The following is a 21,501-nucleotide window of genomic DNA, read 5'->3' as shown; positions in this document are numbered from 1 at the left end:
GCCTCAACCGGCGATTGCCGATGTCGGGAGGGGAGAATGTGTGCGCCGCATCCGACGCCACCGGACGAAGTGTAAGATACCAAGTTAATCCGATATACTCGGTTTCCGTATTCCGTCTCCGGACGGTGCCCCGAGTTCGACGGGACCGGGGAAGCGAATAACGGACGTACAGATGTTATTTGAAACCGGCCTCTGGCCGTATCTGAGCGTGCCGAACCGGAGTGACGGTTATCTGCCCGGTTGGGTGGGCCCGGCACGCGATACTGTTCAGATCTGGCGAAAGGTAATCCGAGATACTCGTGAGTAGATTCGTCGCGGACGCCACAGTAATCACGACTCGCAGCGTACCAACCGTACTGCAGGCCACAGAGCGGCCGATCCACCGGAAATTGACACCGCCCTGCGATCAAGTTGAGTCGCAGGTAACTGCCAGATCGCCAGTCAGTCCGGATGATCCCATCGCTCGCCCTGCGATCGCAGACCCGGCAGGGACCGAAATATCACTTTGTATATGTATCCGAGTAAATCGGGAGTTTCACAACGATCGACTCCGAGTGACTAGTATGCCCACTGACCGCACGTCACTGACCACTGTCACGCGGGCGTTCGAGGTGCTCGACCTCCTCTGGGAACTCGACGGGGCCGGGCCGTCCGAGGTAGCGGAGCGACTTGATCTCCCGGACAGCACGGTGTACGACTATCTCAGGTCACTGAGCGAGACCCGGTACGTGACCCGCGTCGACGGCGAGTACCGGCTGAGTTCGTACTTCCTCACCATCGGTGGGAAGATGAAGTACCGGAACCGACTGTTCCAGGTGGCGAAACCGGAGATGAAACGGGTCGTCTCCGAAACCGACGAACTCGTGGGACTGACGATCGAAAACGACGGGCGGGCGATCGTCTACCACCAGGAGGAAGGGCGACAGGCCCTGAATCTGGGGACCTACACCGGCGTCGCCACCCCGATGCACACCGTCGCGACGGGGAAAGTGATTCTGGCACACCTGCCGGCAGAGCGCGTCGACGAGATCATCGACGAGCGGGGGCTCGAACAGCGGACCGAGCACACGATCACAGATCCCGAGGTGTTGAAGTCGGAACTCGCAGGGATCCGCGAGGACGGGTATGCAGTCGACTGGGACGAGCAGGTGATCGGGATGGGGATGGCTGCAGTCCCGATCCTCGTCGATGACGGCGTCCTCGGGTCGTTCGGACTCGTCGCCCCCACGGGCCGCATCCGCGAGGAGGAGCAACAGGCGGAGTTCCTCCAGAAACTCCGGGAGATGGCGAACACGGTCTCGATCAACTACCAGTACGGGAACTGATCGCCACGGAGACGATGCCTTCCTGTCGGACAGCTGATAACCGGCAGCGACGCCGGAGGCGAAATTTTATCAGGACAGTACTCCAACCCTAAGTATATGAAATTCCTTTCAAAGATTCGTTCCGCCGTCCTGCGTATCGCGGCAGCCGGTATCGATACACGACCGTCCTCAAACACGCCTTCGTATTCCACCAATGGCTTCTAAGGAACTCACGGGATCGGAATCGCGGGCAGCCGCCGAATCACTTCTCTCGGATCCGCGGTTCGAGTTGATGCCGTTCGATAGCTTCGACGAACAGGTCGCCCACCTCCCGGACGGCGCGACGGTGACGATCACCGCCTCACCGCAGTTGGAACTCGAAGCGACAATCGCGACCGCCGAGGAGGCGGCCGAAGCGGGCTACGAGGTCGTCCCGCACGTCTCCGCGCGGTACGTTCGCGGACCCGACCACCTCGCAGAGATCTGCGAGCGACTGCGCGCTGTCGGGATCACGGACATCTTCGTGCCGGGCGGCGATCGCGAGGAACCGATCGGCGAGTTCGAGTCGGCCTACGATATGCTCGTCGCTCTGAACGACCTCGAGTACGAATTCGAGGAGATCGGGATCACGGGCTACCCGGAGGGCCACGATTTCCTCTCGGAGGAGACCCTCGCGGCAGCGATGGAGAAGAAGGCGCCGTACGCGACCTACATCGCGACGCAACTCTGTTATGACCCGAACGCGGTCTTGGCGTGGATCGACGGGGTCCGCGACCGCGGTATCGACCTCCCGATCGAGGTCGGGATCCCGGGCGTGATGAAATACGAGAAGCTCCTGAGCATCTCCCAGAAGGTCGGCGTCGGCGACTCGGTCCGCTTCCTCCAGAAGACGACGGGCATCGTGGGATTCATCAAGCAGTTCATCGGCTCCCGCGGACGGTACAGACCGGACGAACTCGTCGATGGGCTCGCACCGCACGCCGAGGAGTACGGGATCCGTGGCCTCCACATCTACACGTTCAATCAGGTTTCCGATACCGAAGAGTGGCGACTGGGCCGGCTCGACGCGTAGGCGACGAGAAGCACCAACCGCGGGCAGACGGTCGCTCTCCCGGGCCAGCCGCCGGGTATCGGTATTCACTGTCCTTTCCACTCGTGCCGTGTTACTCCGGATGTACCGGAATGTTTACCAGCGTCGGAGTGGAGATATCGGGTATGATCGGAGAGATCGACCACATCGAGATCGAGGCGAGCGACGCAACCGAGATGGCCGACTTCCTGAAGAAACTCGGCTACGAGGAACTGCGCCGCACCGAACACCACGGCGAGTCGTTCGAGCTCGAACCCGCGGACGGCGACGGGCCGATCTTCGAGATCCACACCGTCGAGGGCGAGGAGGTCCCCGGCATCAACCACATCGCGTTCGCAGTCGAGGACATCGAAGGCATCACCGAGGACTTAGAGGAGAAGGACGTCGATTCCATCGTCGGCCCGTACGACGTCGAGGCGACCGGGCGGAGGATCACGAACTTCCGCGACCCCGACGGCCGCCGCTTCCAGATCGTCGACGACGAGTAACGACGGCCCTACAGCGGTCTTTTTGCGGCCAGTAGACCGCAGCACTGGGTCGACGAGATTTCCGTAGCAGGCGGCGTCGCCGCCATCGGAACGTATAACCACGTCGCTGCCGCACCGGGGCCTATGCAGCAACAGAACGGCTTTCGGGCGGCAATCGAGAACGGTGACGTCGTCTTCGGGGCGCGCTCGTCGACGTTCTCGCCGGCAGTGATCGAAATCTACGGGGAACTCGGCATCGACTTCGTCTGGCTCGACTTCGAGCATATGGGGCCGAGCCCCTGGGACAGCACGGTCTTCGAGGAGTTGACGCGGGCCGCGGAGATCGGCGGCACGGAACTGTTCGTTCGGCTGCCGAGCGGCGATCCATCCCTCGTGCGGAAAGTCCTCGACGCCGGCGTCCGGAACATCTTCGTTCCGCGTGTCGACACCGCCGAGGAGGTCCGCAGCGCGGTAAAGGCCACACGGTTCGAGTACGACGGCGACGCCGGCGAACGGGGGATGGCCAGCGGCCGCTCGCGGACCTGGGGTCTCGGCGGCGAGGACTACATTGCGACCGAAGACGAGGAGGTGTGTCTCGGCGCGATGATCGAGAAGACCAGTGCAGTCGAGAACCTGGACGAGATCCTCTCGGTCCCCGATCTGGGATTCGTGTTCATCGGCCCCTCCGATCTCTCCGTGCAGCTGGGTCACCCCGGCGACAAGACCCACCCGGACGTCACGGAAACGATCACCGAGATCCGCGAGGCGGCCCACGACGCCGGAATCCCCACGGGCGTGATCGCCAGCGACCCGGACGCTATCGAAACGGCCGTCGAAGACGGCCATCAGATCATCCGGATCGGCGGCGACCTCTCGTCGGTGACGTCGGTGATAGGCGAGCGGCTGGACGCAGTCGAGCAGTTCCGGTAGTCGGATCCGGCGGAGTGACCGTTTTTTCACCGAACCTCATAGTGGAAGTTAATCGAGCCCGGCAACCGGGCTTCCCGTAGAGGCCTCCTCGCCGAAGGAATTATGATACGCGAAGACAGCTACACTGGACGTATGTCCTCAAACCTAGCCAGACTCGGTCACGTAGCACTCGAAACCCCAGACCTCGACGGCTCGCTCGAATTTTTCGTCGATGCCGTGGGGTTCGAGGAGGTTGTTCGCGACGGCGACACCTCGTATCTGCGCGCCGTCGACGAGTTCGATCATCATTCGATCGTCCTCTCGGAGGCCGCAGAATCCGGTGTCGACCACATCGGCTGGCAGACCGAAGCGCCGGAGTACCTCTCGGAGTTCGAAACGATCCTCGAAGACGAGGGAATCGAGGTGACCTGGGTCGACGCCGGCACGGAGCTCGGCCAGGGGGAGGCGATCCGCTTTACCACGCCGACCGGCCACGAGTTCGAGTTCTACTACGAGATGGAAAAGCCCGATCCGCCGGCCGAGCGCCGCTCGAAACTGAAGAACAAGACCTACTCGCGGACGACGACGAACCCCATCGCCCCGCGGCGGATCGACCACACGCAGCTGTGGGACCCCGAGGCCAACGACTTCCGCGAGTGGCTCCAGGACACGCTCGGCTTCCGCGTCCAGGAGCGCTACAACCGCGCTGACGGCTCCCGGTGGGGGACGTTCCTCAGCGCCAACGGCAACAAGATCGAAGCGGCCGTGATCGAAGACGAGGACGCGAGCAACGAACCCGCGCTCCACCACATCGCCTACAAGGTGGACTCCGCCGACGACCTCTTCGATGCCCACGACGCGATGAACGAACACGGGATTCCGACGGACGGGATCGGCCAGCACTCGATCTCCCGCGGGAAGTTCCTCTACGTGCGTGACCCCGTCAGCGGCCACCGGATCGAATTCAACGCCGGCGGCTATCTCGTCTTCGACCCCGAGTGGGAGCCGATCGAGTGGGAGGAGGGCGACCTCGAGGACCGGCAGTGGATCGGCCAGATCGAGTCGAAAAAGCGGGTCGAGTATTAGAGTACGGCACAACGCGTCTTCGGAATTTCGGGTTCCGTTCACAGGATCGGGTTCGTTTCGAGGACACGCGAGACCAGCAATCCGGGGAGACTAATATATTAAATTTGATATACATATTCAAATTATATTGATAGAATATATAGATAGAATCAGGAATCGAAACGGGAGAATCCGTCCTGCTGATTGGAAGGAAAGTCTGAATAGTCTCCCTCCTAAAGAAAATCATCTCACAGTATTTTGCGAATATATTTCCTTCGATATGAGCATTATGCGCTATAATTTTGATATCTGTCACCAGGTCGATTACTGATACAGCCACCACAATCGCGCCCAGTATAAGTTATACTTTTACGACTAATTCACCTAACCATATTTTATTTATTATTTCTGCCGACACCGGTCTTCGCCCGCTGATTGTTCGACACGAAAAGAGCCAGCAGGCCGTCGGGACGAGAGCGGGACGTCCCGCTCGATCGATCAGAGGACTCGAGAATTCACAGCAGCCGCTGAGGGCTGGAATGCGGGAGAAGTGGGCCGGCGCAGATTCGAACTGCGGTTACGGCCACCCGAAGGCCGAAGGATACCAAGCTACCCCACCGGCCCGCACTCGTTACGTCGCCGTTCGTTCTTTTAACGCTTCCGAACACGCGCGGCGTCGGGCGGCACTGGAGATTGTGCCATTCTCTCGTCACTCGAAGTACCGGTCCCGGTGGCGACGACAGCCGGGGTTGAACGCCGCGCCACACTCCGGGCAGGCGTCGTCGCCATCGAGATACCGACCGGCGGTCAGCGTCGACCCGCAGACGCCACACAGCACGGCGGGTTCGTCGAACCGGTCCCGTGGCCACGGTTCCGGGTCGTGATCAGCCGTCTCGGTGTGACAGGCGTCGCAGGGCGAAAACGTCTCACAGCACCCGAACCGGAGCGCGACGACGTCGACGTCGTCGTCCCAGTGTGAGCACCGCGTCTCGGGATCCACAGCGACCCCACGGAGCGGGACGGGAAAACGGTCGTCGAACTCGGGGAAACACGTCGTCCGGCGTGAGCCCCCACTTTCGTCGACGGTTTCGCTGTCGCGGTTCTCGTCGTCGCGCATCCTTCAGTACGTTGTGTATCCCTCGGTATCAAGATAATTGTGCGCGACGGTGATCGCGTGGTCGGCGTGGAGTACTTCGGGACCGAGGCGGACCCGCTCGTCGGCGGCGTCCGAAAGGAGCGCGGTCTCCCGATCGGTGAAATTCCGGTGATCGGAGAGCACGAACAAGGGTTCGTCGGGTGGATCGACGGCTGCGACGGGAGTACCGTTTTCGTGCAGTCCGACCACGGTCGCCCCGGGAGCGAGATCCGAGAGCGTCGCCTCGAACCCCATCCGTCGGATCGAGACGCCCGACGAGCTTTCGGCCGGGACGTGACCGATGGCGTCGTCGCGCTCCGCCAGCGCGCCGCGGACGAGCGCCGCCGTGCTCCGTTCGTCGGGATTCAGACGCCTGAGCTCCTGGCCGTCGAAGCGGATGGTGAACGTATCGCCGAGGACGAGGTGGACCCGCACGTCCTCGCGAATCGCGTGCGAGAGGAAGAACGCGCTCGTGACACACCGACAGAGGACGTCGAGCCGACCCGCGCCGCCCGCGAGATCGTCGAGCGAGAACTCGGGTGTCGTCGGGGCGTCGTGGCCGACGACGAGGAACTGTCGCATAGGCATGCTCTGCGCTCGATCGGCAAGAGTGGTCCGTTCGCGGCCGGCGCGATATGCAGTCGAAAAAAGTTCTCGGGAGCTTCGAGTCGGCCTAGGGGGTCGCTGTCGGTCGCGTCGGCGCGCTCCCGCTCTGTTCGGACGACGGCTGCGAGGGCGCGTTCGACGTCTTCTCGCCGCTCACGAGGAAGTCCGCGAGGTTTCCGATGAGCGCCTCGTTGTCGGCGACGTAGGCGTTCGTCGGCGCGAGGAAGTCAGTGTCGCCGACGATAGCGGCGTCACCGGACTGTGCCGCGACGGCGTAGGTGTCGGCGCGGCGCGCCGTCGACAGGCGGGTCTGTTCGGTCGCCGACAGCGCGGTCTGCCCGTTCGTAGTCGTGACCGCGCGCGCGTCGTGGAAGACGACACGGTCGACGCCCTGCGAGAGCGACCCGCCTTCGCTCGTTGCGTAGACGCTCTCGAAGTTGTGCTGGTACTCGTGCATATTGAACAGGTATCCCGAGTATCCCGCGACGCCGAGGGTTGACCCCAGCCCGGAGCCGCCGCTTGCGGGCTGTTGGACGCTCAGTCCAAGCAGGCTCGTCACCGCGAAAGCGCCCGACGACGACGACGGGTCCGAGAGCAGCACGACGCGTCCGCCCGCCTCGTTGAACTCGCGGACGCCGGCGAGTTGCTCCGAGGTGTACGGCTGCCCCGGATTCGCGACCAGCAGCGCGTCGGCGCTCCGAAGCGTCTGGTTCCAGGCCTGCCCGCGGGCCTGCTCTTGGGTCACGAACCGGACCTCGTGACCGTTCTCGACCAGCGTGGTCACGAGCGTCGAGAGCTTCTCCTCCGAGAGCTGGTTCCCGTGCGCTCGGTCGATAAGGATCGTCTTGCCCGACGCGTCGCTGTCCATCGTGATCTCGCCGCTCTCCTCGGCGGGGGCGACGCGAACTGCATCGAGGTCGGTCTGTCGCTCGGCGAGGTTTGTCACCTCGGGGTCATCGCCGCCGGAGACGAGCGGAATCACCGCGGCACCACCGACGATGACGGCGACGATCACGACGAACGCGACCGCGGGCGCGACGAGGTCACGCGCTTGCATTGGCGGTCACCTCCGGATCGTGAATGGGGATTTCGTCCACCATCAACGGTTGCGTGACGGGGGCGAGGCCGTTCGTCCGATCGCTTCGCTTGTAGATTTCCGTTCCATCATCGGTCTGGCTGGCGAAGAAGATGAGACCGAGCGAGTTCGGTGGCTCCTGTCTGACCACGTCGTAGTCTTCCATTCCGGCCAGCTCCGCGGCGCGGTCGATCGCCGTCGGAAGCGCGCCGATCTGATCGGCGTAGCCGTTCTGGACGGCCTCCGGACCGAGGTAGGTCTTCGCGTAGGCGACCTCCTCACGCGAGAGGGTGATGTTCTCCCCGCGGTGCTCCATCACACGGCCCACGAACTGCCGCTTGAGGGACTCGACCGTCCGTTCCCGCTGGTCCGTGGTCGGCTGTGCTTTGTCAGGACCGGTACGGATCACCGAGTCCGGGAAGGGGACGCTGCCGCCCGAGCCGATCACGCCGACGCTGCCCACCTGCGCCGAGGAGAGAACGTAGATCTCGTCTGCCGGGAGCATTCCGTAGTAGGCGCCGGACGCGCCGACGCCCTGTACGGAGGCGACGACCGGCATCTGTTCTGCCGTTCGCAATACTTCGAGGTACAATCGCTCGCTGGGAGCGACGGCCCCACCACCGCTGTCGACTTTGAGGACGACCGCCTTCACGGACTCGTTGGTCCGCGCGTTGCGGAGGTCCTCGGAGATTCCGTCCACCGTCGTCGCAGAGATAGTGCCGGAGATCGTGATCACCGACACTGTCCCGTCGGAGCTGGCGGACGTCGCGTAGTCGTGCGCAACGGGGGCGAGTACCGCACTCACCAGGACGGCCGCGACGACGGCCACGACGAAAAACGCCCTGGCCGACGCCACGGATGAGTTGCTTTGCATACTGCATCGCAACGGTGTCGGCCGGGTGGTAAATCCGTTCCCGTAACCAAAACGCGGATTTGAGTCAATTCACCCGACTGCGCGGCGTGTGGGCGTCGACAGGAGCCGGGAATCCGGGGTCAGTTTGCCAGCCCGTACCCCCGTCGGAAGAGCGCCACGTCGAGAGCGACGACGGCGATGGTGAGTCCCGAGAGCACGGCCAAGGAGATGTTCGGGTCGACCTCGCTGACGCCGAGGAAGCCGAACCGGATCCCGTTGACCATGTAGATCATCGGATTCAGAAGCGACACCTGCTGGAGCGTCGCGGGGAGTTCGTTCAGCGAGTAGAACACCCCGCCGAAGAAGACCAGCGGGCGGAGGATGAACTGGTTCAGCATCGTCAGGTCGTCGAAGTCGTCGGCCCAGAGCCCGGCGACCACGCCCAGGGCCGCGAAAAGCAGCGTAATCACGGCGCCGAACGCGACGAGATAGAACGGGCGGACCACGCCGACCGACGTGAAGAACGCGCCGATGAGCGCAATGAGGGTTCCGACGATCACGCCGCGGATCGCGGCTGCCAGGACGTACGCACCGACCATCGTCCGGTACGGGAGCGGCGAGGTCAGGACCTCCTCGATGTACCGGTTCCACCGGCCGTGGAAGATGTTGAACGACGTGTTCTCGAAGGCGTTGGAGATCGCGCCGAGGACGACGAGCCCCGGGAGAATAAACAGGATGTACGGGACGCCGATTATCGTGTCGATCCGCTCGCCCAGGATGACGCCGAACACCGAGAAGTACAGCACATTGGTGATAAAGGGCGGGAGAAAGGTGTTCTTCGGGCGACGGACGAACCGGAGGATCTCGCGGCGGAGCAACGCGAGAAAACCCGTGAACTCGGTGCTCACTGCGAGGCCACCTCTGGTGTTGCACGTCCCTGCCCACTTCGCGTCATTTCGACGAACACCTCTTCGAGCGACGTGCGCTGGATCTCCAGGTCGACGATCTCGTGGCCGTCCTCGTCGAGTCGGCGGACGATATCGGGCGCCACTAGTCCGCCCTGCCTGGCAGTGACGACGAGTCGCGTTCCGTCAAGGTCGACAGACTCCACCCGGTCGTCGTCGGCCCCAAAGTCCGGGACTGCCGTCGGTTCCTCGCGCAACTGGACGACGACGTCGTCGGTGCCGCGGTCCATCAGCTCCTCCGGGCTGGCGACGTCGAGCACCCGGCCGGAATCGAGGATCGCGACCTCGTCGCAGAGCCGCTCGGCCTCCTCGATGTAGTGGGTGGTCAGCAGGATCGTCGTCCCGCGCCGGTTCAGGTCGACGATCGTCTCCCAGAGTTCGTGGCGGAGCTGGACGTCGACGCCGGCGGTCGGCTCATCGAGGATGAGCAGATCCGGATCCGTGATGAGCGCTCGCGCGAGCATAAACCGTCGCTTCATCCCGCCGGAGAGCCAGTCGAAGCGGGTGTCGCGCTTGTCGTAGATGCCGACCCGCTTGAGCACTTCGTCAGCCCGTTCCTCGGCGCGGTCTCCGGGGATCCCGTGGTAGCCGGCCTTGTGTTCGAGGACCTCGCGGATCGGGAAGAAGCGATCGACGTTGAACTCTTGGGGCGCGAGGCCGATACAGTCGCGCGCCGCCTGGTAATCGTCCTCGACGTCGTGGCCGAACACGCGGGCCTCGCCGCCGCTGTTGCGGACGAGTCCGACGAGGACGTTGATGAACGTCGTCTTTCCCGCGCCGTTAGGGCCGAGGAGCCCGAAGAACGACCCCGACGGCACGGTGAGGTCGATCCCGTCCAGCGCCTCGACGTCGCCGTATGACTTCCGTAAATCGCGTGTCTGGATCGCAGACTCCATTCTCCTCGGACTCCGTCCTGCGCGGACCTAAGGTCACCGAAGCCGGCGCGAGTTTCTCGTTGTCCACGGTGACTCGTGGGTTTCGTAGCGCGCGCGACTCATCGGCCGACGAAACACCGATACGAGTCGGTCACGAGAGACAGGTGTGGACGAGCCAACGACTACCCGGAACGGCGGTTCCGACGACGACCCCGGAACCGTCGAAATCGTCGACGGCGACGAACCGGGCCCTGCGATCGAGCCGGCGCCCGCGGAGCGAGTAGCGCGGCTACGCCGGGTCAGCCACGCACTCGACAGCGCGGTCGAGATCCCCTACATCAACGTCCGGATCGGCCTCGATCCGCTCCTCGGGCTACTCCCCGTCGTCGGCGACGCGACTGCGACGGCGGCCGCGGCGTACATCGTCGTCGAAGCCGCAGCGCTGGGCGTCCCGCGGGCGACCCTCGCGCGAATGTGCCTGAACCTCCTCGTCGACGCCGTCGTCGGGTCGATCCCGCTCGTCGGCGACGCGTTCGACGTCGTCTGGCGGGCCAACGACCGGAACGTCCGCCTTCTCGAAGCCCGACTGGACGACCCTGGCGGCGAGCGCCGGGACCGTCGCGTCGTTGCCGCACTCGGTGTCGCCCTCCTCGTTTTCGTACTCGCTGTCGGCGCGGGTGCCGCCGTGGCGGTCTGGTGGCTGCTGGGCTATGCGGGCCTCGTCTGATCGGTCTCGCGGGAACCGGCGGCACGGTCGCGTCGGGGCCGTCGGACACACAGTAGCGAACAGTCGGCACAGTAGTCGCGTTCGGAGTTCGGGACGGACGCGCTTTTCTCCCCACACCGATGTGCCGAACACCCGCTATCCGGCGCAGGGCCGTTCTTACGTCACAGGGGCGCTGGTTCCGTCATCGCATATAAACGCTCGCCGGTTCCCGAGCCGGGACGCTGCCGACGGTGGAAGGGCAAGACAGAAGCGGCGGCCGCGAGTGGATTCCGTATGAGCATTCTCGCCGACGCCCGCGCGCTCGTAGCGCAGGACCCGGTCTGTGACGCCTGTCTCGGTCGGGTCTTCGCCGAGCGGAGCCACGGGCTGACGAACGACGAGCGGGGGAAAAGCCTCCGCATCGCCGCCGAACTCGACGACGACGAGCCGCACGATCCGGTCGACACCGCGGACTGCTGGGTGTGTGAGGGTCGCTGCGCGGAGTTCGGCGAGTGGGCCGAGCGATGCGCGTCGGCCGTCGAAGACGTCGAGTTCGACACCTACCAGGTGGGCACGCGGCCGTCGCCGCTCCTCGAAGAGAACGAAGTGCTGCTCCGGGAGACCGCCGGCCTCGCCGAGGATGCCGGGGAGCTATTCAAATCCGAGTTCAACCGCGAGGTCGGCAAACGGATCGGCCGACTCACCGACACGACCGTCGATTTCGGCCGCCCGGACGTCCAGTTCACGCTGGATCTCGAAGCCGACACTGTCGAGGTGGACGTCCACTCGGCGTTCGTCTACGGCCGGTACCGGAAGCTCGAACGCGACATCCCGCAGACCGAGTGGCCCTGTAACGCCTGCCACGGGTCGGGATACATCGGCAAACAGCCCTGCGAGAAGTGCGACGGCACCGGCTACCTCTACGAGGACAGCGTCGAGGGACTGACCGCGCCGGTCGTCCGCGACGTGATGGACGGCACCGACGCCAAGTTCCACGGCGCCGGCCGGGAAGACGTCGACGCGCGGATGCTCGGCACCGGCCGCCCGTTCGTGATCGAGGTGATGGAACCGCGCCGCCGCCACGTCGACGTCGAGCGGCTCGAAGGCGACATCAACGCCTTCGCCGAAGGACGCGTCGAGGTCGAGGGGCTCCGGCTCGCCACCTACGAGATGGTCGAGCGCACCAAGGGACTGGACGCCTCGAAGCGCTACCGCGCGACCGTCGCGTTCGGAGAACCGATCGGCGCCGACGACCTCACGGCCGCTCTCGACGCACTCGAAGGCGCGACGGTCGAGCAGTACACGCCCCAGCGCGTCGACCACCGGCGGGCGAATCTCACTCGGACACGCGAGGTGTACGACGCGACCGGCGAACTGGAGGATGCGACCCACGCGACCGTCGAGATTCACGGCGCCGGCGGGCTCTACATCAAGGAACTCGTCTCCGGGGACGAAGGGCGGACGGAGCCGAGCCTCGCAGGCCTGCTGGACGTCGACGCCGAAGTGACTGCCCTAGACGTCGTCGGTGTCTACGGCGAATCGGAGCCCTTCGAGGACGAAGCCTACTTCCGGGACGAACCGGCCGAGGCCGCGAGCGACGCTGCGGTCGACGATAAGGAGACGACCGAGGCTGACGACGGGGAGACGACCGAGGCGGACGACGGGGAGACGACCGAGGCGGACGACCAAGGGACAGCGGAGGAATGACGGCCGACGCCACGAGCATCGGCAGCGACGAGGCCGGCAAAGGGCCCGTTCTCGGTCCGATGGTCGCCGCAGCGGTGCGCGGCGCCCCTGAACTGATTCCGGACCGCGTCGACGACTCCAAGCAGCTTTCGGCGGCCGTCCGCGAGGAGATTGCCCGGACGCTGCGGGGGCAGTCGGACATCGATGTCGGCGTCGCCGTGATCGGGACCGAGCGGATCGACGACGCGGAGACGGATATGAACTCCTTGACTGTCGCCGCCCACGCCGAGGCGGTGGCTGCGGTGGCGGAGGAAGGCGATGCGCTCCTCGCGGACGCCGGCGACGTCAGCGAATCGCGGTTCGCCGAGCGCCTCCGCGACGGTGTCGCGGACGCCGGCACGTCGATTGACGTCCGTGCCGAACACGGTGCCGACACGAGGGACCCATTGGTGGCAGCAGCCTCTGTCGTCGCGAAAGTCCGGCGCGACGCACTGATCGGCGAACTCGATGCCGAGTACGACGAGTACGGGCCGATCGGGAGCGGCTACCCGAGCGACCCACAGACGCGGTCGTTCCTCCGGAGATACGTCGGCGAGACGGGCGGACTGCCGGCGTGTGCGCGGTCGTCGTGGTCGACATCAGCGGACGTCCTCGCGGCCGCAGAGCAGTCGTCGCTCTCGGAGTTCTGATTTTCGATTCGGTCCCGGTGGTGCGCAACGACAGCCTTCTGCTGCGGATCGCCGGCCCGAGTAAGACCGTCGACGGGCGCCTCAACGCCGGGGTTCGAATTCGTCGCGGCAGCCGTTGCGCTCCTCGCGTCCATCGCCGGAGTCCGGTTAGAGGCGTAAGCGGCTCGGTTAAGCGGGGCCTACTCGCGCACGCTATTCGCTTGTCGGCTCTGGTCCGGGTTTCGTACTGGCCAAGCGGAAAATCAGCGGGAACGCCTAACGCATCGCATCCAGCGCGACGTACGACTCCTCTGTCGCAGAGATCCACGTCGTTGTGAGCTCCGCCGGCGTCGCGTCAGCAGGATAGATCGTACACTCGTCGGGCGCGTCGTCGTACTCCTCGATCCGCGCGAGGCAGGTCTGTTCGGGCAGGTCGACCTCGCTTGCGGGGCCGATGCGGGGAATATCGACGTCGCCTGGGCCGTCGGTGTCAGGGAGGTTAGTGTCAGTGGACATCTGTCGGACCTCGGTTTCCCGGTTTGGGGTGCGGCGTTGGTCGTCGCCCGGTACACTTCGCCATTGATGCGGGTTCGTATTTAAATAGTCGCCTATTACCGTAGGCTGAGAGTCGTCTCTCCGCCGGGATCCGTTGTCGTCGCCGAACGTAAAACTGCCATCGAAGCGGGCTCGCGCGCCTCACAATGATTACTCTCGTCTCTTACCGCCGAGCGCCGCTAACGGGGATGGCGCTCGGCGGTAAACAGTGAGAGTAATCATTGTCAGCGGTTGATCGTCGTCAGCGACCGGAGGATGTCGCCGTACGCGGGCCGGGTTACGAGGACCCCGACGAGCACACCGAGGATGGTGAAGATCGCGAAGCCCTGGAGGTCGCCCAAAGAGAGGATCGCCAGCGGCGACATCGCGATAATGGTGGTCGCCGCGGCCGCGCCGATCACCCAGAACGCCTTCCGGAAGCGCGAGCGGAACACGCGTCTGGAGTTGATCTCGCCTTCGGCCATCACCTCGTCGGCGATGATGATCAGGTCGTCGACGCCGGTCCCGATGACCGCGATGAACCCGGCGATGACCGACAGATCCAGCGGATAGCCGATGCCGGCGGCGAACCCGAGGAGGATGACGACCTCCGAGAGCGCCGTCAGGACCATCGGTGCCGCGACGCGGACGTCACGGTATCGAAGGAAGACGACGCCGCTGACAGCGAGGACCGCGATGATTCCCGTGAGAAGCGAGTTGACCCGGAAGTCGGCCCCCTGTGTCGGGGAGATGTACGAGGTCGTCCCCCCGCTCTCACGCGAGAAATCGAGTTGTGCCGGCAGCGCGCCGGCGCGGAGGTTGATCGAAACCTCCTGCGCTTCGGAGATATTCGTTGTCTGCAGTTGGAAGACAGGGTCCTGTGACCACTCGCCACTCCGGAGGCTATCGGCGAGACCGGGACTCATCCCGAAGGCGTTGGTCACCTCGCCGTTGACGACGAGGAGGAGACACGGGTCGGTGCCGTTCGGATTCTGTTCGTAGGTGCAACGCGTTCCTCCCGGTTGGGCGAGCCCGGTCCGCTGCATCGACTCCTGAAATTCGGGAGCCGCCGACTGAGCGACCGTCACTGGGACGTACGCGCCGCCCCTGTCGTCTTCTTGTGCCGGGCCCTCGTTCATATCCTCCTGCTGAAGGACGACTTCCTGGGCATATCCGTCCCCGTTCTCTTCTGGGTAGTACGCCTCGACGACGACTGTCCCGCGCTCACTGACGAGTTCTCGTACGGATTCTGTGTCCTGGTTCGGGACTTCGATCAGGATGTAGTTGTCGCCCTGTGCGGTCGTCACTTGCTGTACCGTTCCGCCGGAGAGGCCGGCCGCGTTGACCTTCTCCTGCAGGACGTTGACGACTCTGTTCCGCGTCGTCTCGGTGACGCCCTCGCGGACCGTCTCGTACTCGTAGCCGGCGTCGTCGAGCGCCGCGGCGAGATCGTCGGGACTGACGTTCTGGGCCGTCACCTCAACGGTGTTCTCCGTTCCCGACTGGGGCTGGGCCGTGGTCTGCTGTCCGGCCGGCCCCCCCGAACGGGCGATCACGTCCACGGGGGAGACACCCTCCAGTTCCGCTGCGACCGCTTGCTCGACCGCCGCCGTATCGTTCCCGCCGAAGTCGACTTCCTCGGCTGTGACGCCGACGAGCGGGGCTCGGACGCGTGTGCCGCCGGATAGTTCCAGCCCGTACTGGAGGTTCGTCGTGCTGCTTTGGGCTGCGATGTCGCCGCCGGCCGCGCCGTCGTCCGCCGCGAGCGTCGGTGAGAAGAGGGCGAAAAGCGAGATCAAAAGGAAGACGACGAGCAGAATCACCCGCCAGTTTTCACGTATATTGACCATCAGCGGTTCACCCCCTCGTACTTGTACCAGCGGAGCAGGCTAAGGTTCAGCATATAGGTGTTCATCAGGTCAGTCGCGAGCCCGAAGACGAGTACCGTCCCGATGGCCGCAAGCAGTTGGATACCGAACAACGTCGCGGTGATCGTCATCACGATCATCGCCACGATGGACGTCAGCGTCATCGTGACACCGGTTCGCATCGCCCGGTAGGTAGATTCGTAGAAGTCACCCGAGCGGCGGAGGATGTGGTTGTTCAGCAGGATGTCGGAGTCGACTGAATACCCGATGAGCATCAAAAGCGCAGCGACGGTCCCCAAGGAGAGTTCGATCCCCAAGACGTTCATCAGCGCCAGGGGGATCGCGATGTCGGAGAACGCCGAGATCACGACCGCGATCGACGGGACGAACACCCGGAACATCGCGAAGACGAGCAGACTCATACCGAGGAAGGCGACCCCGAGGCCACCGAGCGCGAGGATCTGCGTGTCGGCACCGAAACTCGCTGAGACTGACGAGATAGACCGCACGTCGAGTCCGGCGTCCTCGGCTTGGCGCTCCAACTCAGTAGCACCGACCGAGCCCCCGTCGGACTGGAACGTCACGACGTAGACGTTCTGGGCGGGGACCGACCGGATCGATTCCGGCTCCGCGGAGAACGCCTCGCGGATCTGTTGTTCGGCCTCCTGCTGTGGGCCGTCGATCGCGATCTGGACCTCGGTGCCCCCGGTGAACGCGATGCCCTGGTTCACGGGTGAGCCAGTCATCACGAACCACCCCGCGATGATGAGGAGCGCCACCGCCAGGATGGCGAGCGGGATCGCCGCGAGCTGGCGGTTCGTGTACCGGGTGTAGTCGACCTCCGGTACCGTAAACTCGACCATAGGTGCCGGTGGAGAGCCGCGCCGAATAAGCCTTCTTATACCTCGCCGCGGACGATCCAGATTCGACTCGCTACGGAAGATAGCGGACCGAGAGGACGCCCGGTGCCGACCGGACTTCGACGCGGTTGACACCCAAACGCGCGGCTCGCGCGAGTACCTGTTCGTCGTCGAGGACGTCTTCCACGGCCGCCTCGATCTCGCCCTCGGGGACGGTAATCACGTGGACCTCGCCCGTTCCGGCGCGCGGTTCGCGGGTGAGGCCACCGACGTCCTGTGCGGCCGCCAGTTCCTTCGAGTGCGCCGTCGGCGGTTCCTCGCTCCGCTCGACGGACAGCGAGCGTCGCGACTCTGTCTCCACCAGCTGGTAGGAGACGTTCATCGGCGGATCGGGCGCGACAGCGCCCTCGACGACGTCGTCGCGCTCGACGCCGGGATTCGACGAGAGCGTGTGTACCTGTCCGGTCTCGACGTCTTTGAGCACCGCCGAGGCGTCGTCGGCAGCAGTCACCAGAAACGTGCCCTCGACGCGCGTCTCCGCCGTGTCGGGGTCAGTGTCGGTCATTACCGGCCGTTCTCGTTCGGTGCACTTGCGGGTTTCGTCGCACGGCTCCCCGAGTGCGAGGGCGCATCGCTCGTCCGAAGAGACAACGGGGGGCGACGAAGGCCGCTCACCCGAAGAGCCGATGGGCGACAGCGACGAGCGCCGCTCCCACGAGCGGCACGCTCCACGACAGAGCAGGCGGGATCGCATAGAGGACCGCGATCACCGGCGCGAAGAGGCCACTCGGCTGTGGCCGCATCACGGTCTCGCCGTCGAGGACGAACGTCTCCGGCATCGACGCGACGATGCCGAGGTAGACGGAGAGCAGGAAGACGAACCCCGCGATCGCGAGTGCGGTCTCGTGGCGGACGGAGGATCCGCTCCCGCGTCGTCGTCGACGAGCGACGATCAGGACCGGCGCGACCGCCGGCAGCACGACCAGAAGGCCGACCACGACGTAGAAAGAGCGCGAGAGCGTGAGCGAACCGCCCTGCCCGCCGGTGGTTCCGGCGATCAGCACGACGAGCGCGATGGTGACGAGAACGCCGACGAGCGCGCTCGCGACCGCGCTCGCGAGGACGTAGAGTTTGAACACCCGCGACTCGCTTTCCCGAAACGCGTAGGGGAACGCCCCGAAGACGCCGTTGTAGCCCGATGCCATCAGTTCGGCTTGGATGTGCGGTGATTTGATCCTGTCGGCCCTGCGACGGCGGTGACAACGCACCGTAGCCACGACCAGACGGGACCGACCGCTTTTTCGTCGCGGCCCGCGGTCGGGTAGGTATGCACGTCGATCTCGGCAGCGCGCTCGGCGCGACGCCCGGTGTCTCCCGGGACTCGCTCGAACGGCTCGACGAACAGGTGGCGACCGCCCACGAGCGGATCCAGGCCGGTCGCGACGACCACGAACACGGCTACGCGGCCCTGAATCTTCCCGAGACAGTCGATCTCGATTTGATCCGATCAGCCGTGGAACCGTTCAACGATCCTGCGGCGGTCCTGACGGTCGGCATCGGCGGGAGCGCGCTCGGAGCGGCGACATTCGCCGACGCGCTGGCCGGGCCGGAGGATCCGGACGCGTACTTCCTCGACAACGTCGACCCCGAACACGTCTCGCGGTTGCTCGATTCGCTCCCGCTGGGCCGGACAGTCGTCAACGTCGTCTCGAAGTCGGGGGCGACCGCCGAGACACTCGCGAACTTCCTGGTCGTCCGGGAGGCGATGGCCGACGCCGGCGTCGACTGGACCGAGCGGACGTTCGTGACGACCGGGGAGTCTGGGAACCTCCGGGCGCTGGCAGAGAAACACGACCTGCCCTCGCTGTCGGTGCCCGACGGCGTCCCCGGCCGGTTCTCCGCGCTGTCGACGGTCGGGCTGGCGGTGGCGGCAATCCAGGGCCACGACCTCGACGCGATCTGTGCGGGTGCTGCCGACGCCGCCGGCGACCTCTCGGGGTCGCTGTTCGCGACGCCCGCGTACGCCTACGGCGCGACGACGTACGCGCTGGCCGAGCGCGGTGCGGGAACGAACGCGGTGATGCCATACGCCGAGCGGCTGGAGACGTTCGCCGAGTGGTTCGCACAGCTGTGGGCCGAGAGCCTCGGCAAGGACGGCCTCGGACAGACGCCGGCGCGGGCGCTCGGGGCGACCGACCAGCACTCACAGTTGCAACTGTACCGCGCCGGGCCACACGACAAGCTCGTGACGCTGCTGCGGCCGCGAGACCGCCCCGACTGTGCGATTCCGGAGACGGACCTCGACGGCCTGTCGTACCTCGGCGGCGCGTCGCTCGGCGAGTTGCTCGACGCGGAGTTCGAGGCGACGGAGGCGAGCCTCGCGGCGTCTGACGTACCGGCCATCCGCGTCGAGATCGACGCGGTCGACGAGGAGAGTATTGGGTCGCTCCTCTACGAGATGGAGGCGGCGTGCATCCTCTACGGTGAACTCGCTGCGGTCTCGACGTTCACCCAGCCGGCCGTCGAATGGGGGAAACGCGCAGCCCGCGGGCTGCTCGGCGGCGGCGACTTCGCTGAGGCCGAGGCGGTCGAGGGGCGGACGAGTCTCCTCGTGGAGTAGCGTCCACGAGAGCGACAGGACGATGCAGCGGATCGAGGGAGAGCGAACAGTCGGCACAATTCGGAGCTGTTACCGGTCCCACTCCCGGCCAGCGTTCGTCAAGCCCGCGACGTCGTGCCGAGCACCCGCTGCCCGACGCGGAGCAATATTTACGTCACACTGCCGCTGGTCCCGGTATCGGATATAAACCTTCGTCGCCTGCGGCGTTATCCTCGTGGTCACGCCGTTCCTCGTCGACGTCGCCACAACACCTTTATCGGAGACGGTCGTGGGTGAGCGTGACACGAGTGCAGAGAACACTCGTGACGGTGAGCCGTGCTTCCGCGATCCGAAGTTGGCAAGGATTATATGGCTGCCTTTCCAACCGGGCTGTAGTATCCCGTGACCACTTCTTCCCCACCAAACATCGAGCACACCCAGATATGGTAGACGTAAGCCAACACGAGCTCGTCCCCGAGCACACGCTCATCGACGAGGAGGAGGTCGAATCGGTGTTACAGCAGTACGACACCGAACGAGCCGATCTCCCGAAGATCAAGCGGAAGGATCCCGCGCTGCCGGACGAGGCGGAGATCGGTGACGTCGTGAAGATCGTTCGCGACTCCCGAACCACAGACCGAGCAGTCTCTTACCGACTGGTGATCGAATGAACCGACAGGACCGACGCGTCGTCTCGCGCGAGTATTTCTCGGAGGAACGGCTCGCAGAACACCACTTCCGCTCGTTCAACAACTTCCTCGAACGGGGGATGCAGGAGGTCGTCACCGAAAAGGAGCGGATCGAGACCGACATCGGCGACAAGGAGGGCGAAGAGCCCGTCTTCGTCGAACTCGGGGACGTCCGCATCGAGACCCCGCGCGTCCGCGAGGCCGACGGCTCCGAGGAACTCCTGTTCCCGCAGGAAGCCCGGCTCCGAAACATCACCTACGCCGCGCCCGTCTTTATGGAGATGTCCATCGTGCGCGGCGGCGAGGAGGAAGAGGAAATCGTCGTCGACACCACCGAGACGAAGGTGGGCCGGATGCCCATTATGGTGGGCTCGACCAAGTGCAACATCCACGGCCTCACCGACGAGGAACTGATCGAGATCGGCGAGGACCCCGTCGATCCCGGCGGCTACTTCATCGTCAACGGCTCCGAGCGGGTGCTGATGACGAGCGAGGACCTGGCGCCGAACAAGATCCTCGCAGAGTACGACTCGAAGTACGGCGACGAGATCCAGGTCGCCAAGACGTTCTCCCAGCGCCGCGGGTACCGCGCGCTCGTCCTCTGTGAGCGCAACCGCGAAGGGCTGCTGGAGGTCTCGTTCCCCTCCGTTTCGGGCAGCGTCGACTTCGTGACGCTCGTCCGCGCCCTCGGGCTCGAATCCGACGAGGAGATCGTTCACCGCGTCTCCGACGACCCCGAGATCGTGAAGTTCATGCTCGAAAATCTGGAGGAGGCCGACGTCCAGACCGAGCAGGAGGCCATCGAGACCCTCGGCGAGCGCGTCGCGGGCGGCCAGGGCAAGAACTACCAGCTGAAGCGGGCGAACTACGTCATCGACCGCTACCTCCTGCCGCACCTCCACGAGGACGGCGTCGAGGACGAGGACGTCCGCATCAACAAGGCGTACTACCTCTGTCGGATGGCCGAGGCGTGCTTCGAGCTCGCCTTGGAGCGCCGCGAGTCCGACGACAAGGACCACTACGCCAACAAGCGCCTGAAGGTCTCCGGCGACCTGATGAAGGACCTCTTCCGGACGGCGCTGAACAAGCTGGCCCGCGACGTGAAGTACCAGCTCGAACGGGCGAATATGCGGAACCGCGACCTGACCGTCAGTACCGTGGTCCGCTCGGACGTGCTGACCGAACGGCTCGAACACCCGATCGCGACGGGCAACTGGGTGGGCGGCCGCTCGGGCGTCTCACAGCTCGTCGACCGGACCGACTACATGGGCGTGCTGTCGCACCTGCGTCGGCTCCGCAGCCCGCTGTCGCGGAGTCAGCCGCACTTCGAGGCCCGCGACCTGCACGCGACCCAGTGGGGCCGCATCTGTCCCTCCGAGACCCCCGAGGGACCGAACTGCGGCCTGGTGAAGAACTTCGCGCAGGCGATGGAGCTCTCCCAGAACGTCGAGGACGAACAGTCGCTCAAGCGCGAACTCGCGTCGATGGGCGTCGAAGGAATTCCCGGTATCGAGGGACCGGCAGCCGGCACACCCGCGGACGATTAA

The 21,501-nt window shown here is 65.0% G+C and carries 23 protein-coding genes and 1 tRNA gene; 12 read left to right on the top strand and 12 right to left on the bottom strand.

What is annotated here, in order from left to right:
• Window positions 1–563 precede the first annotated feature (563 nt).
• From RJT48_RS02745 to RJT48_RS02725, 5 genes are all read left to right on the top strand, one after another.
• Window positions 564–1,325: an IclR family transcriptional regulator gene (locus RJT48_RS02745; RefSeq protein WP_311170690.1), complete on the top strand. Its 762-nt coding sequence runs from the start codon at window positions 564–566 to the stop codon at window positions 1,323–1,325.
• A gap of 193 nt (window positions 1,326–1,518) precedes the next feature.
• Window positions 1,519–2,376 carry a methylenetetrahydrofolate reductase gene (locus RJT48_RS02740; RefSeq protein WP_311170689.1) on the top strand — a complete coding sequence of 286 codons (858 nt, stop codon included), beginning with the start codon at window positions 1,519–1,521 and terminating at the stop codon, window positions 2,374–2,376.
• Between the two features lie 143 nt (window positions 2,377–2,519).
• Entirely contained in the window at window positions 2,520–2,882 is a 363-nt protein-coding gene (locus RJT48_RS02735; protein WP_311170688.1) for a VOC family protein, read from the top strand.
• A gap of 123 nt (window positions 2,883–3,005) precedes the next feature.
• Entirely contained in the window at window positions 3,006–3,791 is a 786-nt protein-coding gene (locus RJT48_RS02730) for an HpcH/HpaI aldolase family protein (RefSeq protein WP_311170687.1), read from the top strand.
• 132 nt (window positions 3,792–3,923) lie between these two features.
• Window positions 3,924–4,856 carry a VOC family protein gene (locus RJT48_RS02725; RefSeq protein WP_311170686.1) on the top strand — a complete coding sequence of 311 codons (933 nt, stop codon included), beginning with the start codon at window positions 3,924–3,926 and terminating at the stop codon, window positions 4,854–4,856.
• Window positions 4,857–5,386: 530 nt separating this feature from the next.
• Here the strand turns inward: RJT48_RS02725 and RJT48_RS02720 are convergent.
• From RJT48_RS02720 to RJT48_RS02690, 7 genes are all read right to left on the bottom strand, one after another.
• Window positions 5,387–5,459, bottom strand: a tRNA-Pro gene (locus RJT48_RS02720).
• A gap of 85 nt (window positions 5,460–5,544) precedes the next feature.
• Window positions 5,545–5,952: a CHY zinc finger protein gene (locus RJT48_RS02715; RefSeq protein WP_311170685.1), complete on the bottom strand. Its 408-nt coding sequence runs from the start codon at window positions 5,950–5,952 to the stop codon at window positions 5,545–5,547.
• A 3-nt stretch (window positions 5,953–5,955) separates the two neighbouring features.
• Complete coding sequence (gene trmY / locus RJT48_RS02710; RefSeq protein WP_311170684.1) at window positions 5,956–6,552, bottom strand: tRNA (pseudouridine(54)-N(1))-methyltransferase TrmY; 597 nt, start codon at window positions 6,550–6,552, stop codon at window positions 5,956–5,958.
• Window positions 6,553–6,643: 91 nt separating this feature from the next.
• Window positions 6,644–7,633, bottom strand: coding sequence for a motility-associated ABC transporter substrate-binding family protein (locus RJT48_RS02705; protein WP_311170683.1), 990 nt, complete (start codon window positions 7,631–7,633; stop codon window positions 6,644–6,646).
• Window positions 7,620–8,525, bottom strand: coding sequence for a S49 family peptidase (locus RJT48_RS02700; RefSeq protein ID WP_311170682.1), 906 nt, complete (start codon window positions 8,523–8,525; stop codon window positions 7,620–7,622). Before RJT48_RS02700 ends, RJT48_RS02705 begins: the two co-directional genes overlap by 14 nt.
• Before the next feature lie 119 nt (window positions 8,526–8,644).
• A complete protein-coding gene (locus tag RJT48_RS02695; RefSeq protein ID WP_311170681.1) occupies window positions 8,645–9,412 on the bottom strand; it encodes an ABC transporter permease in 768 nt (255 codons plus the stop codon).
• Complete coding sequence (locus RJT48_RS02690) at window positions 9,409–10,365, bottom strand: ABC transporter ATP-binding protein (protein WP_311170680.1); 957 nt, start codon at window positions 10,363–10,365, stop codon at window positions 9,409–9,411. The genes RJT48_RS02695 and RJT48_RS02690 overlap by 4 nt, the downstream gene beginning before the upstream one ends.
• 145 nt (window positions 10,366–10,510) lie before the next feature.
• Here RJT48_RS02690 and RJT48_RS02685 point away from each other — a divergent pair, with 145 nt between their 5' ends.
• The 4 genes from RJT48_RS02685 to RJT48_RS20735 all read left to right on the top strand — a co-directional run bounded on the left by RJT48_RS02685 (window position 10,511) and on the right by RJT48_RS20735 (window position 13,584).
• Window positions 10,511–11,071, top strand: coding sequence for a DUF4112 domain-containing protein (locus RJT48_RS02685; RefSeq protein WP_425604693.1), 561 nt, complete (start codon window positions 10,511–10,513; stop codon window positions 11,069–11,071).
• 273 nt (window positions 11,072–11,344) lie between these two features.
• A complete protein-coding gene (locus tag RJT48_RS02680; protein WP_345784725.1) occupies window positions 11,345–12,757 on the top strand; it encodes a tRNA pseudouridine(54/55) synthase Pus10 in 1,413 nt (470 codons plus the stop codon).
• Complete coding sequence (rnhB, locus tag RJT48_RS02675) at window positions 12,754–13,425, top strand: ribonuclease HII (protein ID WP_311170679.1); 672 nt, start codon at window positions 12,754–12,756, stop codon at window positions 13,423–13,425. The genes RJT48_RS02680 and rnhB overlap by 4 nt, the downstream gene beginning before the upstream one ends.
• Window positions 13,426–13,431: 6 nt before the next feature.
• The gene (locus RJT48_RS20735) at window positions 13,432–13,584 is read left to right on the top strand and encodes a PGF-CTERM sorting domain-containing protein (protein WP_425604696.1); all 153 of its coding nucleotides are present in this window, start codon (window positions 13,432–13,434) and stop codon (window positions 13,582–13,584) included.
• A 96-nt stretch (window positions 13,585–13,680) separates the two neighbouring features.
• Here RJT48_RS20735 and RJT48_RS02670 read toward each other — a convergent pair whose 3' ends face one another.
• From RJT48_RS02670 to RJT48_RS02650, 5 genes are all read right to left on the bottom strand, one after another.
• Window positions 13,681–13,920, bottom strand: coding sequence for a DUF7511 domain-containing protein (locus tag RJT48_RS02670; RefSeq protein ID WP_311170678.1), 240 nt, complete (start codon window positions 13,918–13,920; stop codon window positions 13,681–13,683).
• A 263-nt stretch (window positions 13,921–14,183) separates the two neighbouring features.
• The gene (locus RJT48_RS02665) at window positions 14,184–15,788 is read right to left on the bottom strand and encodes a preprotein translocase subunit SecD (RefSeq protein WP_311170677.1); all 1,605 of its coding nucleotides are present in this window, start codon (window positions 15,786–15,788) and stop codon (window positions 14,184–14,186) included.
• Window positions 15,788–16,669 (bottom strand): protein translocase subunit SecF, encoded by an 882-nt coding sequence (gene secF / locus RJT48_RS02660; RefSeq protein WP_311170676.1) that lies wholly within the window; start codon window positions 16,667–16,669, stop codon window positions 15,788–15,790. Before secF ends, RJT48_RS02665 begins: the two co-directional genes overlap by 1 nt.
• 70 nt (window positions 16,670–16,739) lie before the next feature.
• The gene (locus RJT48_RS02655) at window positions 16,740–17,231 is read right to left on the bottom strand and encodes a DUF5812 family protein (RefSeq protein ID WP_311170675.1); all 492 of its coding nucleotides are present in this window, start codon (window positions 17,229–17,231) and stop codon (window positions 16,740–16,742) included.
• Window positions 17,232–17,337: 106 nt separating this feature from the next.
• Window positions 17,338–17,871 (bottom strand): DUF8056 family protein, encoded by a 534-nt coding sequence (locus tag RJT48_RS02650; protein WP_311170674.1) that lies wholly within the window; start codon window positions 17,869–17,871, stop codon window positions 17,338–17,340.
• A gap of 122 nt (window positions 17,872–17,993) precedes the next feature.
• Between RJT48_RS02650 and RJT48_RS02645 the strand changes: the two genes are divergently transcribed.
• The 3 genes from RJT48_RS02645 (at window position 17,994) to RJT48_RS02635 (ending at window position 21,501) form a co-directional block, all read left to right on the top strand.
• Window positions 17,994–19,286: a glucose-6-phosphate isomerase gene (locus RJT48_RS02645; RefSeq protein WP_311170673.1), complete on the top strand. Its 1,293-nt coding sequence runs from the start codon at window positions 17,994–17,996 to the stop codon at window positions 19,284–19,286.
• Window positions 19,287–19,708: 422 nt separating this feature from the next.
• Window positions 19,709–19,936, top strand: coding sequence for a DNA-directed RNA polymerase subunit H (locus RJT48_RS02640; protein WP_311170672.1), 228 nt, complete (start codon window positions 19,709–19,711; stop codon window positions 19,934–19,936).
• Window positions 19,933–21,501: a DNA-directed RNA polymerase subunit B'' gene (locus RJT48_RS02635; RefSeq protein ID WP_311170671.1), complete on the top strand. Its 1,569-nt coding sequence runs from the start codon at window positions 19,933–19,935 to the stop codon at window positions 21,499–21,501. Before RJT48_RS02640 ends, RJT48_RS02635 begins: the two co-directional genes overlap by 4 nt.

Origin of the sequence: Halobellus ordinarius, assembly GCF_031823395.1 — an archaeon.
In the GTDB taxonomy this organism is placed as follows: domain Archaea; phylum Halobacteriota; class Halobacteria; order Halobacteriales; family Haloferacaceae; genus Haloquadratum; species Haloquadratum ordinarius.
The sequence above is the reverse complement of the archived record's forward strand: the minus strand, read 5'-3'. Positions and strand labels throughout refer to the sequence as shown.

Coding starts and splice junctions, on each gene's coding strand:
- RJT48_RS02690 (WP_311170680.1), bottom strand. CDS start 10,365: ATGGAGTCTGCGATCCAGACACGCGATTTACGGAAGTCATACGGCGAC.
- RJT48_RS02640 (WP_311170672.1), top strand. CDS start 19,709: ATGGTAGACGTAAGCCAACACGAGCTCGTCCCCGAGCACACGCTCATC.
- secF (WP_311170676.1), bottom strand. CDS start 16,669: ATGGTCGAGTTTACGGTACCGGAGGTCGACTACACCCGGTACACGAAC.
- RJT48_RS02715 (WP_311170685.1), bottom strand. CDS start 5,952: ATGCGCGACGACGAGAACCGCGACAGCGAAACCGTCGACGAAAGTGGG.
- RJT48_RS02735 (WP_311170688.1), top strand. CDS start 2,520: ATGATCGGAGAGATCGACCACATCGAGATCGAGGCGAGCGACGCAACC.
- trmY (WP_311170684.1), bottom strand. CDS start 6,552: ATGCGACAGTTCCTCGTCGTCGGCCACGACGCCCCGACGACACCCGAG.
- RJT48_RS02700 (WP_311170682.1), bottom strand. CDS start 8,525: ATGCAAAGCAACTCATCCGTGGCGTCGGCCAGGGCGTTTTTCGTCGTG.
- RJT48_RS02745 (WP_311170690.1), top strand. CDS start 564: ATGCCCACTGACCGCACGTCACTGACCACTGTCACGCGGGCGTTCGAG.
- RJT48_RS02635 (WP_311170671.1), top strand. CDS start 19,933: ATGAACCGACAGGACCGACGCGTCGTCTCGCGCGAGTATTTCTCGGAG.
- RJT48_RS02655 (WP_311170675.1), bottom strand. CDS start 17,231: ATGACCGACACTGACCCCGACACGGCGGAGACGCGCGTCGAGGGCACG.
- RJT48_RS02670 (WP_311170678.1), bottom strand. CDS start 13,920: ATGTCCACTGACACTAACCTCCCTGACACCGACGGCCCAGGCGACGTC.
- RJT48_RS02705 (WP_311170683.1), bottom strand. CDS start 7,633: ATGCAAGCGCGTGACCTCGTCGCGCCCGCGGTCGCGTTCGTCGTGATC.
- RJT48_RS02650 (WP_311170674.1), bottom strand. CDS start 17,871: ATGGCATCGGGCTACAACGGCGTCTTCGGGGCGTTCCCCTACGCGTTT.
- RJT48_RS02740 (WP_311170689.1), top strand. CDS start 1,519: ATGGCTTCTAAGGAACTCACGGGATCGGAATCGCGGGCAGCCGCCGAA.
- RJT48_RS02730 (WP_311170687.1), top strand. CDS start 3,006: ATGCAGCAACAGAACGGCTTTCGGGCGGCAATCGAGAACGGTGACGTC.
- RJT48_RS02725 (WP_311170686.1), top strand. CDS start 3,924: ATGTCCTCAAACCTAGCCAGACTCGGTCACGTAGCACTCGAAACCCCA.
- RJT48_RS02665 (WP_311170677.1), bottom strand. CDS start 15,788: ATGGTCAATATACGTGAAAACTGGCGGGTGATTCTGCTCGTCGTCTTC.
- RJT48_RS02680 (WP_345784725.1), top strand. CDS start 11,345: ATGAGCATTCTCGCCGACGCCCGCGCGCTCGTAGCGCAGGACCCGGTC.
- rnhB (WP_311170679.1), top strand. CDS start 12,754: ATGACGGCCGACGCCACGAGCATCGGCAGCGACGAGGCCGGCAAAGGG.
- RJT48_RS02645 (WP_311170673.1), top strand. CDS start 17,994: ATGCACGTCGATCTCGGCAGCGCGCTCGGCGCGACGCCCGGTGTCTCC.